Below are 10450 nucleotides of genomic sequence, written 5' to 3'. Positions count from 1 at the left end.
AGGTTCTTCGCCGCTGCCGGGCTTTTCACCCTAGCCGAAGCCTGGCAGCAAGCGAGCCAATCACGATGTTGAAACCATCGACTGGAGAGCCGTGTGCGGGAGAACCGCACGCACGGTTCGGGCGGGGAGGCGAAGCCTTCCCGACCCCTATCTCGATCACTGGACCGAGCGGGTGGCGTCGATCGCCGAGCGCAGGCAGTTTTCGGACAAAGCCTAGTGCTCGTGGTCCCCTTCGCCATGCACGTGGCCATGCTCGAGTTCTTCGTTGGTCGCTTCGCGGACCTCGGCGATCTCGACGTCGAAGTTGAGCTTCTGGCCGGCCAGCGGGTGGTTACCATCGACTACAACGGTGTCGCCCTCGACCTGGGTCACGGTGACCATCAGCGGGCCGCCCTGCGTCTGGGCCTGGAACTGCATGCCCGGCTCGACGCTCTCTACACCCTGGAAGGCATCGCGCGGCACTTCCTGAACGAGTGCCTCCTGCTTTTCGCCGTAGCCTTCTTCGGGAGCGACATTCACCTGCAGCTTATCGCCGCTCTGGTGGCCCTCGAGTTCTTTCTCCAGACCCGGAATGATGTTGCCTGAGCCATGGAGATAGGTCAGCGGCTCGCGGCCTTCCGAGCTGTCCAGCACTTCACCTGTATCGTTGGTCAAGGTGTAGTGGAACGCGACAACGGAATTCTGCGCAATCTGCATGATGTGATGGACCTTTCGGTGTGTATGTCATGACCATGGTAACGTGTCCCCCGAGGGCTGTCAGGGGATGCGCTGTTTTTTTCATGTCTGTGCCGCGTGACTTGACGTCTGTTCAAGGGTGCCTGCCGGGCGCTCGGTCATCCCTGGGAAGCAGCGGCCTGGGACGGGCCGGAGGGCCGGTTGCGCGGCTTTCGAGGCGGGGGTACCCTGCGAGCAGGCAGTTGATGCTGATCCCCGTTTTGGTCCTATCCGCTTGCCGCATTGAGCCTTATTCCGATTGAACCCTTCAGGAGCTGATTCATGACCGTGACCCTGATCTGGCTGATCGCCTTCGCCGTGATCCTGTTTCTGTCTTTCAAGAACTGGGACGGGGCGTACGGCCACTTCATCGATCGCCGGATACCCAAGATGTTGCGTAGTCGCGACGATCGCTGGGTATGGTGTGTGGCATTGGCCATCGTCGGCGCCACCGCCATCGTCAATCCGGTGTCGATGCTGCTGACGTTGCTGATCCTGCTGCTGGTCGGCTGGGTCGTGCTCAAGCTGATCGGCTGGGGAATGAGCAAGACCAAGACCCGTAAATAGCCATTGGCCGTAAATAGCCATTGGCTACGTTGGTCCTGGACCCGGCCAGGACGCAAGCGACAACGCGAGAAGCCCCACGGCTTGCCGTGGGGCTTCTCGATTGCTACCGCTCGGTGTCAGCGCCGGCGCTGCGGGCGAGACATCGCCGCGCGACTCAGTAGGGCGCTACGCTCATGTTGGCGCCACTGCCGATTAGCCGAACGCGCTGACCGGCTTGCCAGTTGCGGTCGGCCTTCTGCACGACGATGACGCTGTCGCCGGTATCCCGACGTACTTCGAGTTCCCAGGCGTCAGTCTTGTTGGCGGTATCCTCGACTTTCTTCCCGGCCACGCTGCCGCCGATGGCACCCGCGGCCGTGGCGATGGTCCGCCCGGAGCCGCCGCCGATCTGATTGCCCAGCAGGCCGCCGATCACGGCGCCGCCGAGCCCACCGAGCACGCCGCTGTTCTGGTCGCCGCCCTGGATCTGCACTGGACGTACCGAGACGATGGTGCCGTAGGTCACGCGCTGACCGGTCTTGGCCTGGCTGCCGCTATAGACATCGCCCGAGTAGGTGTCGGTGTTGGCACAACCGCCAAGCGTCAGCAGGCCCAGTGCCAGTACCGGTAAATAGTGCGTTCGCTTCATTGCGATCTCCTGCAAGCTGCTTTAAAAACGGCGTTCTTTAATGAGTCTAGCGTGATTGCCGCGCTTTGACCATGGCTGCGAGATAGGTGCCCGCAGAGCCAGTGTAGTCTGCCAGCGGATACGAAAAAGGGAGGCCGAAGCCTCCCCGAAGCGTGCAGCGCGACGTTAGCCGAACTGATTCATGGTGTTGTCCTTGCCGCTGGCCTTCAGTGCTCGGTCGCTGGAGAAATATTCCTTGTGATCGTCGCCGATGTTGGAGCCGGCCATCGCCTGGTGCCTGACGCAGGCCAGCCCCTGACGGATCTCGCGACGCTGCACGCCCGCGACATAGGCCAGCATGCCTTCCTCGCCGAAATAGCCCTTGGCCAGCTCGTCGGTGGACAGCGCCGCCGTATGGTAGGTCGGCAGGGTGATCAGGTGATGGAAGATACCCGCCTCGCGGGCAGCGTCGCGCTGGAAGTCGCGGGTCCAGGCATCGGCCAGGGCGCCGAGCTCGCTGTCATCGTAACGCGCATCCATCAGTTGCTCGCGATCGTAGCCCGAGACGTCCTTGCCTTCCTGCTGCCAGGCGTCGAACACCTGCTGGCGGAAATTGAGCGTCCAGTTGAAGGAAGGCGAGTTGTTGTAGACCAGCTTGGCGTCGGGCACCACGTCGCGAATGCGCTTGACCATACCGGCGATCTGGCCAACATGCGGTTTTTCGGTCTCGATCCACAGCAGGTCGGCGCCATTTTTAAGCGCGGTGATGCAGTCGAGCACCACGCGGTCCTCGCCGGTGCCGGCACGGAAGCGATACAGGCCGTTGGCCAGGCGCACTGGCTTTCTCAGCTCGCCGTCGAGCTTGATGAGCGTATCGCCCTCGACGATATCGTGGTTGGATGAAATCGCCACGGTATCGAGGAAACTGGTGTACTGCCAGGCCATGTCGCCCCTCTCCTGGCTGACCGGGAGTTTCTGGGTGAGTCCCGCACCCAGCGAGTCGGTGCGCGCCACGATCACTCCGTCGTCGACGCCCAGTTCGAGGAAGGCGTAGCGGACGGCATTGATCTTGGCGATGAAGTCTTCATGTGGCACGGTGACCTTGCCGTCCTGATGGCCGCACTGCTTGACATCCGAGACCTGGTTTTCGATCTGAATGCAGCAGGCGCCGGCCTCGATCATCCGCCTGGCCAGCAGGTAGGTGGCTTCCTCGTTGCCGAAACCGGCATCGATGTCGGCGATGATCGGCACTACGTGGGTTTCGTAGCCGTCGATCTGGTCCTGGACGGTACGGGCCTTGATTTCGTCGCCCTGGGCGCGGGCCGTATCGAGTTCACGGAACAGCTGGCCGAGTTCGCGAGCGTCGGCCTGGCGCAGGAAGGTGTAGAGCTCTTCGATCAAGGCCGGAACCGAGGTCTTCTCGTGCATCGACTGATCGGGAAGCGGGCCGAATTCGGAGCGCATCGCCGCGACCATCCAGCCGGACAGATACAGGTAGCGGCCCTGAGTCGTGCCGTGATGGCGCTTGACGGCGATCATCTTCTGCTGGCCGATGAAGCCGTGCCAGCAGCCCAGCGACTGGGTGTAGCGCGATGAGTCGGCATCGTAGGCGGCCATGTCGCGGCGCATGATTCCCGCGGTGTAGCGGGCAATCTCCAGGCCGGTGCGAAAGCGATTCTGCAGCGCCATGCGCGCGGCATGCTCGGGGTTGATGTTGTCCCACTTGCCGGCGTGTGTTTCGCACAACTGGGTGAAGCTGTTCAGGGCATCCCGATAGGCTGACATGATGGCATCCTCGTCTTGGCTGATTGTCGTCGACGGCCATTGACCGCCTGTCGAACCGAGCGCTTCTGATGCGACGTTTCGAACCGACAAGGCTTCATGCTGCGATCGCGTAAAAGGCCTTGCCTTTTCGTGAGATGAGTCGCATTTAAAAACCCTCACCGGCGACGTTCGGCTCACTACAGGATTCGATGGATCTTAGGATATCGAGGCTGTAAAACGAGCGTTTTAACGTCGCCATGTAAGCCAATATGACCCATGAATGCGGGGCTCAACAATTATCATTTGGCGGCAGCAGGGGTTGTAGCTCGACTACAAGAGCGATCAATAAGACCGCTTTTGTGTAGTGATATTTCTTGAAGGTGGGATGTTTCAAGCGCTTCAGGCGAGATCGAGGCGCATATTGCGGTGCGCAATGCCGGCGTCGAGAAACTCGGGACCATAAGCTTCGAAGCCCAGGCGCCGGTAGAAGGCCAGGGCGTGGGTCTGGGCGGCGAGCTCGGCGTGGGCGTGACCACGCTCACGCGCCGCCTCGATCGCCGCCTGCATCAATGCCAGGCCGATGCCGCGTCCACGCCCTGCGGCGAGCACCGCGACGCGGCCGATATGGCCGTCGGGCAGCAGCCGGGCGGTGCCCACCGGCTGGCCATCGAGCCGAGCCAGGAAATGTAGGCATTCGTCGTCGCGGCCATCCCATTCCTCTTCCTGAGGCACGGCCTGCTCCTCGATGAATACCTGACGGCGTATCTCGCTGGCCTGTTCTCCGAGCTGGCGCCAGTCGCCCTGTTCGACTCTCGACGGTGCCGTGCTCATGGCTCGTCCTCGCTGGCATGATCGCCATCGTCTTCGTCATGGGGCGGCCAGCTCAGGCTGCCGCGGTCGAGCAAGTAAGCCAGTAGCATTGCGGCATCGGGGCGTTCGAGCAGCCGCACGTCGAGGGAGGCGTTGCCGGCCAGCCACCGCGCCAGATCGGGCGGGCAATCGATGCCGTCGCCGTCGACGAATAGCGTCGCCCGTGTCTCGTCATGGTCACGGTAGGCGAAGCGCGAACCCGGGGTGCGTTCGAGTTCCGCCCCGGCCTGTAGTTCCGCGACAAGCGTATCGACTTCGGTCGGGTGTTCGCTGGCCACGGGGTGGTCGGGGTATTTGGGCTGGGTCATTGCCCGGCCGAACCACTGCGCGAGCTGTGCCGGGTCGTCGAGGGAATCGAGGATCAGCGCACGCATGCGGGCCAGTGCCGCATCGTCGATCTCGCCCGGGTGCAGCGGGGCGGCCAGGTCGGGATCGGCGTAGCGCCGCGAGTCGGGCAGCTGTGCGCCGAGATAGTCGGCGAACGAGGTGATCGATTCATCGGCGGACAGGGCACGAAAGCCCACCGAGAAGGTCATGCAATCCTCGCTGCGACTGACGCCGTGATGGGCGATACCGGGCGGCAGGTAGAGCATGTCGCCGGGTTCCAGCAGCCAGTCCTCGCCGGGCTGGACCGCGAAGCGCTCGAGGATGCGTAGATCGATGCCGTCGACGATCGGCGCATCGTCGGTAACCGGTCCGCCGAGTTGCCAGTGGCGGCTGCCGCTGCCCTGGAGCAGGAAGACGTCGTACTGGTCGACATGCGGGCCGACGCTGCCGCCGGGCGGCGCATAGCTGACCATCACGTCGTCGAGCCGCCAGCGTGGCAGGAAGTGAAAGGCCTCGAGCAGCGCATTGACCGCCGGCACGTAATGATCGACGGCCTGGACCAGCAGCGACCAGTCGCGCTCGGGCAGGCGCGCGAAGGTCGCCTCGTCGAACGGGCCGTGGGTGACCCGCCAGGGCACGGCACGACCCTGGTCGTCGCGGCCGTGCTCCTCGACCAGGCGCGCCTCGACGCCCTCCTCGCAGGCTAGCCCGGCAAGCTCGTCGGGGCTTAGCGGGGTTGCGAAGTCGGGCAGCGCGCCGCGGATCAGCAGCGGTCGCTTCTGCCAGTAGTCGGCGAGAAACTGCGCGGCGGTCAGGCCGCCGAGCAGGGTCAGCGGGGTGTTGGCGGGCATGGCTTCCTCGCAGTTCGAAGGTGGCTTGCGGGCGTCGCGCCTGTCTATAGCGCGCGGGCCTGTTGCGCGGCGTTGCCCACGTAGCTGGCCGGGGTCAAGGCGCGCAGCTCGCGCTTGGCCTCGTCGGGCAAGGCCAGGCTGTCGATGAAGGCTTTGAGCCCGGCCTGGTCGATGCGCTTGCCGCGGGTCAGCTCCTTGAGCTTCTCGTAGGGCTTCTCGATGCCGTAGCGGCGCATCACGGTCTGGATCGGCTCGGCGAGCACTTCCCAGCTGTTGTCGAGATCTTCCGCCAGGCGCTGCGGGTTGGCCTCGAGCTTGCCGATCCCCTTGAGCGTGGCGTGATAGGCGATCAGCCCATAGGCCAGCCCGACGCCCAGGTTGCGCAGTACCGTGGAGTCGGTGAGATCGCGCTGCCAGCGCGAGATCGGCAGCTTCTGGGCCAGGTGGCCGAGGATCGCGTTGGCCAGCCCCAGGTTGCCTTCGGCGTTCTCGAAGTCGATGGGGTTGACCTTGTGCGGCATGGTCGACGAGCCGATCTCGCCTTCCACCGTGCGCTGCTTGAAATAGCCCAGCGAGATGTAGCCCCAGACGTCGCGGTCGAAATCGATGAGTATGGTGTGGAATCGGCAGATGGCATCGAACAGCTCGGCGATGTAGTCGTGGGGCTCGATCTGGGTGGTGTAGGGGTTGAACGTGAGCCCCAGTTCCTCGACCAACAGCCGGGCGTTCTCGGCCCAGTCGATCTCCGGGTAGGTCGCCAGGTGAGCGTTGTAATTGCCCACCGCGCCGTTGATCTTGCCCAGTTGCTCGGCGGACTCGATCTGGCCGAGCTGGCGGCGCAGGCGATAGGCGACGTTGGCCATCTCCTTGCCCAGCGTGGTCGGGCTGGCCGTCTGACCGTGGGTGCGCGAGAGCATCGGCTGATCGGCGTGCTGATGGGCCAGGCGCTCGAGCGCGGCGACGATCTCGCCCATCACCGGCCGCAGCACGCCCAGGCCGTCCTTGAGCATCAAGGCGTAGGCGAGGTTGTTGATGTCCTCGCTGGTGCAGGCGAAATGAATGAACTCGGTGACCGCATGCAGCTCGGGGAAGTCGGCGACCCGCTCCTTGAGGAAGTACTCGACCGCCTTGACGTCGTGGTTGGTGGTGCGCTCGATGGCCTTGATGCGTTCGGCGTCGGCGAGCGAGAAGTCGCCGACCAGCGCATCGAGAAAGGCGCTGGCCTCGGCGGACAGCGGCGGTACCTCGAGGATCTGCGGATGCGCGGCGAGGCGCTCCAGCCAGCGTACTTCGACGGTAACCCGGGCGCGGATCAGGCCGAACTCGCTGAAATGCTCGCGCAGGGCCTGGGTCTTGGACTCGTAGCGGCCATCGACGGGAGAGAGTGCGGTAAGCGGGGAGAGCTGCATGGGTGTCATCCGAAGAGTCAGGGCGCCGGTACGGCGCCATCGGTTCAAGGTAAGAGCTGTCTGTCGAGCTTCGACTTGAATGCCTGGCGACGCATTCAGAGCCGGTCCAGGGCCTTTTTCATGGCGCTACGTTGCACGAGCAGTTTCCAGCGCCGCCCACCCTGCTGGTGCCAGAGCAGGGCGAAGCGGATCCCGGCAAGCAGCGCCGTACGCACCCGCTCGGGCATCATGCGTTGCTGAAGCAGGCTGGGTTCGCCCTGGACCACGATACGCTGGCGAAACGTCGAGAGGGTGTCCTGGTAGATTTCGCCGAGGCTGGCGACGACGTTCTCGTGCGTTTCGCCGAAATGCCGGGCCTGCTCCTGGACGCGGGTCAGTCGCTCGCCCAGGGTATCGAGCATGGCCGGCTGCTTGCGCAGCTTCTGCATCAGCAGCAGCAGGGTGAAACCGTAGCGTAGCACGGCCGGGTCGCTGCGCTCGCGCCCGACCACCGCATTGAGAACCTCGAGGCCCTGGCGCAAGTTGTTGGGGTGACCGCCGTAGATCGCCTCGAAGCTTTCCGGGTCGGTGTCGATGGTGGCGCGAATCAGGGTTTCCCAGCTGCGCTCGTCGGCCTGGCCGTGGCGCGCCAGCTGGTCGACCACCGCGGCCGCCTGGAAGACCCCGGCCAGGGCCAGCGTCTGGCGCATGATCGGGTCGTCCGGGGCGGTGTGAATGGGTGTGGCATTCATGCGGCTAGCGTCTCCCGTTGCCAGGTCGCGCGAATCACCCCGCCGCCCAGACAGATGTCGTCGTCATACAGGACCAGCGACTGGCCGGGCGTGACGGCGCGCTGGGGGGAATCGAAGGCCACCTCGACGCCGCCGTCCTGGCGGGTGGTCATGCGGCAGGGCACGTCGTGCTGGCGATAGCGGATCTTGGCGGTGAGCCGCCGCGCGGCGGCCGGAGGCTCGCCGGCGATCCAGTCCATGGCCTCGGTGACCAGGGCGTCGCTGTACAACAGCGGATGATGCTTGCCCTGGACCACGGTCAGCAGATTGTTGTCGAGATCCTTGCCGGCCACGTACCAGGGCGCGTCGGGGTAGTCGGCGAGTCCGCCGATGCCCAGACCCTGGCGCTGGCCCAGGGTGTAGTACATCAGTCCCATGTGCTCGCCGATGACGTCGCCCTCGGGGGTGACGATCGGGCCCGGCTGGGCCGGCAGGTACTGCTGCAGGAAGTCGCGGAAGCGACGCTCGCCGATGAAGCAGATGCCGGTGGAGTCCTTCTTGCGCGCAGTCGCCAGGCCGTGTCGTTCGGCGAGTTCGCGCACCCGCGGCTTCTCCAGTTCGCCGACCGGGAACAGTGTGCGGGCGATGGCGTCTTCGGCCACCGCGTGCAGAAAGTAGCTCTGGTCCTTGTTGGCGTCGAGGCCCTTGAGCAGGCGCTCGCGGCCGTCGCGGGTGCCCCGGCGCACGTAGTGCCCGGTGGCGATCGACGCCGCGCCGAGCATCTCGGCATACTCGAGGAATACCTTGAACTTGATCTCGCGATTGCACAGCACGTCGGGATTGGGCGTGCGCCCGGCGCGATATTCGGCCAGGAAATGCTCGAACACGTTGTCCCAGTACTCGGCGGCGAAGTTGGCGGTGTGAAGTACAATGCCGAGCTTGTCGCAGACCGCCCGGGCGTCCGCCAGATCATCCTTGGCGGTACAGTATTCGGTGCCGTCGTCCTCGTCCCAGTTCTTCATGAACAGGCCTTCGACCTGATAGCCCTGTTCGAGCAGCAGCAGCGCGGAAACGGACGAATCGACACCCCCGGACATGCCGACGATGACCTTCCCGGTAGCGGGCGGTGTGGGGTGCTGGGGCGAAGCCGTGACTTGCAATGACATGGTCACTCTCGGCTGGAGGCGTTGGAAACTGGCGAAGATGTTGGGAACCAACAATAGAGTGCGCGAGATTATACCCGAAAGCGGCGCATCGCTTCGAGCGTCAGCGCTCCTGGATCACGTCGAGGGGAAAAAGCCGGCCGCCACGCAGGTCGCGGACGCGGCGGATCACCAGCGGGCTGCGCAGCCGCTTGGCACGCTCGAGATCGTCGATCTCGTCGATGGTCAGCCAGTGGGCGGCGAGGATGCCCTCATCGAGGGCGTTGCCGAGGTGTGCCAGCGCCGTGCCGACGAAAGCATGGCTATGGAAGACCAGACCATCGGGGGCGCTGTAGGTATAAAGCCCCAGATAATCGGTGATGGCGACCTGCCAGGCGGCTTCCTCGCGGGTTTCGCGCACCGCGGCCTCGATCAGCCGCTCGTTGCGCTCCAGGTGCCCGGCGGGTTGGTTGAACTGGCTGAAAGGGCCGCCGCGATCCTCTTCGACCAGCAGGTAACGACCGCTGCGCTCGATCACGGCGGCGACGGTGATGCGGGGCGACCAGCGATTCATGAACGCTTTCTCCGTGTCGGTCGGGGCCGTTGTCGGCCCGAGGGTACGGGGGCGTGCAGCGTTTCGCGACGCCATTCGCCCGGCCCCAGGCCATCGATTCGCCAGGCCCCGATGGCGGCTCGCACCAGTCGCAGAGTCGGCAGACCGACCTGGGCGGTCATTCTGCGCACCTGGCGGTTGCGGCCTTCGCGCAGGGTCAGTTCGAGCCAGCTGGTGGGCCGTTGGCGGCGCTCGCGGATCGGCGGATCGCGTGGCGGGATCGCGGGCGGCGCGATGAGGCGCACCTGGGCCGGGCGGGTCGGGCCATCATTGAGCACGAGGCCTTCACGCAAGGCGCGCAGGGCCGCCGCGTCGGCGCTGCCCTCCACCTGCACCCAGTAGGTCTTGGGCTGCTTGTGGCGTGGGTCGCTGATGCGCTGGATCAGCGCGCCGTCGTCGGTAAGCAGCAACAGGCCCTCCGAGTCGTAATCGAGGCGCCCGGCAGCATAGATGTCCGGCACGTCGATCACGTCGGCCAGCGTGGCGCGGCCTTGATCGTCGGTAAACTGCGAGAGTGTGTGAAACGGCTTGTTGAGCAGGTACAGGGTACTCATCTGGGATTCGGTTGAGGCCAGGGAAGCGACCCAGACAGGCTACCGCGTCCTTGCCTGGTTGTCGCTGCCGAGGGGCAGGCATGGAGGCCGCCAGTATGCCATGAGCGCGCTTATTTTCACGGCTCCCTTGCAAGCGGGGTCCGACGGACGCATCTTCAAGGCATTGACCCGGATTCGTCAGGCCAGACCGGCGCAGGGAACCCGGGCGTTGCTTGGCGTTCTAATGGTTGCGTCAGTGCGCGTTCCGGCTTGTGCAGATGGATTCTGGCTCTTATGTTCAATAGAGACGAGAGAATGCCGATGGTTTTTGCGCAACACCCCG

Annotated in this window: 11 protein-coding genes; 1 reads left to right on the top strand and 10 read right to left on the bottom strand. The window is 64.7% G+C overall.

The features are described 5' to 3' along the window. Window positions 1-213: 213 nt before the first annotated feature. Window positions 214-696 carry a peptidylprolyl isomerase gene (gene slyD, locus K7I12_RS13085; RefSeq protein WP_031383975.1) on the bottom strand — a complete coding sequence of 161 codons (483 nt, stop codon included), beginning with the start codon at window positions 694-696 and terminating at the stop codon, window positions 214-216. 300 nt (window positions 697-996) lie between these two features. On the opposite strand from slyD, the gene K7I12_RS13080 reads away from it, so the two are divergent. Continuing rightward, a complete protein-coding gene (locus tag K7I12_RS13080; RefSeq protein ID WP_031383974.1) occupies window positions 997-1281 on the top strand; it encodes a hypothetical protein in 285 nt (94 codons plus the stop codon). 154 nt (window positions 1282-1435) lie between these two features. Here the strand turns inward: K7I12_RS13080 and K7I12_RS13075 are convergent, their stop codons facing one another. From K7I12_RS13075 to K7I12_RS13035, 9 genes are all read right to left on the bottom strand, one after another. After that, window positions 1436-1909, bottom strand: coding sequence for a glycine zipper 2TM domain-containing protein (locus K7I12_RS13075; RefSeq protein WP_031383973.1), 474 nt, complete (start codon window positions 1907-1909; stop codon window positions 1436-1438). A 165-nt stretch (window positions 1910-2074) separates the two neighbouring features. After that, on the bottom strand, window positions 2075-3673 hold the full coding sequence (locus K7I12_RS13070; RefSeq protein ID WP_031383972.1) for an isocitrate lyase: 1599 nt from the start codon (window positions 3671-3673) through the stop codon (window positions 2075-2077). 378 nt (window positions 3674-4051) lie between these two features. Beyond that, window positions 4052-4483, bottom strand: coding sequence for a GNAT family N-acetyltransferase (locus K7I12_RS13065; RefSeq protein ID WP_031383971.1), 432 nt, complete (start codon window positions 4481-4483; stop codon window positions 4052-4054). Further along, entirely contained in the window at window positions 4480-5700 is a 1221-nt protein-coding gene (locus tag K7I12_RS13060; protein WP_031383970.1) for a cupin domain-containing protein, read from the bottom strand. Before K7I12_RS13060 ends, K7I12_RS13065 begins: the two co-directional genes overlap by 4 nt. Window positions 5701-5744: 44 nt before the next feature. Then, window positions 5745-7109 (bottom strand): adenylosuccinate lyase, encoded by a 1365-nt coding sequence (gene purB / locus K7I12_RS13055; protein WP_031383969.1) that lies wholly within the window; start codon window positions 7107-7109, stop codon window positions 5745-5747. 95 nt (window positions 7110-7204) lie between these two features. Continuing rightward, the gene (gene hflD / locus K7I12_RS13050) at window positions 7205-7840 is read right to left on the bottom strand and encodes a high frequency lysogenization protein HflD (protein ID WP_231664382.1); all 636 of its coding nucleotides are present in this window, start codon (window positions 7838-7840) and stop codon (window positions 7205-7207) included. Further along, a complete protein-coding gene (mnmA, locus tag K7I12_RS13045; RefSeq protein WP_051907454.1) occupies window positions 7837-8985 on the bottom strand; it encodes a tRNA 2-thiouridine(34) synthase MnmA in 1149 nt (382 codons plus the stop codon). Before mnmA ends, hflD begins: the two co-directional genes overlap by 4 nt. A 100-nt stretch (window positions 8986-9085) precedes the next feature. Then, a complete protein-coding gene (locus K7I12_RS13040; RefSeq protein WP_031383966.1) occupies window positions 9086-9535 on the bottom strand; it encodes an NUDIX domain-containing protein in 450 nt (149 codons plus the stop codon). After that, window positions 9532-10128, bottom strand: coding sequence for a pseudouridine synthase (locus K7I12_RS13035; protein WP_031383965.1), 597 nt, complete (start codon window positions 10126-10128; stop codon window positions 9532-9534). Before K7I12_RS13035 ends, K7I12_RS13040 begins: the two co-directional genes overlap by 4 nt. Window positions 10129-10450: the final 322 nt, after the last annotated feature.

The organism is Halomonas sp. IOP_31 (assembly GCF_021151495.1).
Taxonomy (GTDB): Bacteria; Pseudomonadota; Gammaproteobacteria; order Pseudomonadales; family Halomonadaceae; genus Modicisalibacter; species Modicisalibacter zincidurans.
Note: the sequence above shows the minus strand (reverse complement) of the source record. Positions and strands in the feature narration are given on the sequence as shown.

What these genes read in the sequence shown, in the direction of transcription:
- K7I12_RS13035 (WP_031383965.1), bottom strand. Translation starts at nt 10,128, where the DNA reads ATGAGTACCCTGTACCTGCTCAACAAGCCGTTTCACACACTCTCGCAG.
- K7I12_RS13080 (WP_031383974.1), top strand. Translation starts at nt 997, where the DNA reads ATGACCGTGACCCTGATCTGGCTGATCGCCTTCGCCGTGATCCTGTTT.
- K7I12_RS13070 (WP_031383972.1), bottom strand. Translation starts at nt 3,673, where the DNA reads ATGTCAGCCTATCGGGATGCCCTGAACAGCTTCACCCAGTTGTGCGAA.
- mnmA (WP_051907454.1), bottom strand. Translation starts at nt 8,985, where the DNA reads ATGTCATTGCAAGTCACGGCTTCGCCCCAGCACCCCACACCGCCCGCT.
- K7I12_RS13060 (WP_031383970.1), bottom strand. Translation starts at nt 5,700, where the DNA reads ATGCCCGCCAACACCCCGCTGACCCTGCTCGGCGGCCTGACCGCCGCG.
- slyD (WP_031383975.1), bottom strand. Translation starts at nt 696, where the DNA reads ATGCAGATTGCGCAGAATTCCGTTGTCGCGTTCCACTACACCTTGACC.
- hflD (WP_231664382.1), bottom strand. Translation starts at nt 7,840, where the DNA reads ATGAATGCCACACCCATTCACACCGCCCCGGACGACCCGATCATGCGC.
- K7I12_RS13065 (WP_031383971.1), bottom strand. Translation starts at nt 4,483, where the DNA reads ATGAGCACGGCACCGTCGAGAGTCGAACAGGGCGACTGGCGCCAGCTC.
- K7I12_RS13040 (WP_031383966.1), bottom strand. Translation starts at nt 9,535, where the DNA reads ATGAATCGCTGGTCGCCCCGCATCACCGTCGCCGCCGTGATCGAGCGC.
- purB (WP_031383969.1), bottom strand. Translation starts at nt 7,109, where the DNA reads ATGCAGCTCTCCCCGCTTACCGCACTCTCTCCCGTCGATGGCCGCTAC.
- K7I12_RS13075 (WP_031383973.1), bottom strand. Translation starts at nt 1,909, where the DNA reads ATGAAGCGAACGCACTATTTACCGGTACTGGCACTGGGCCTGCTGACG.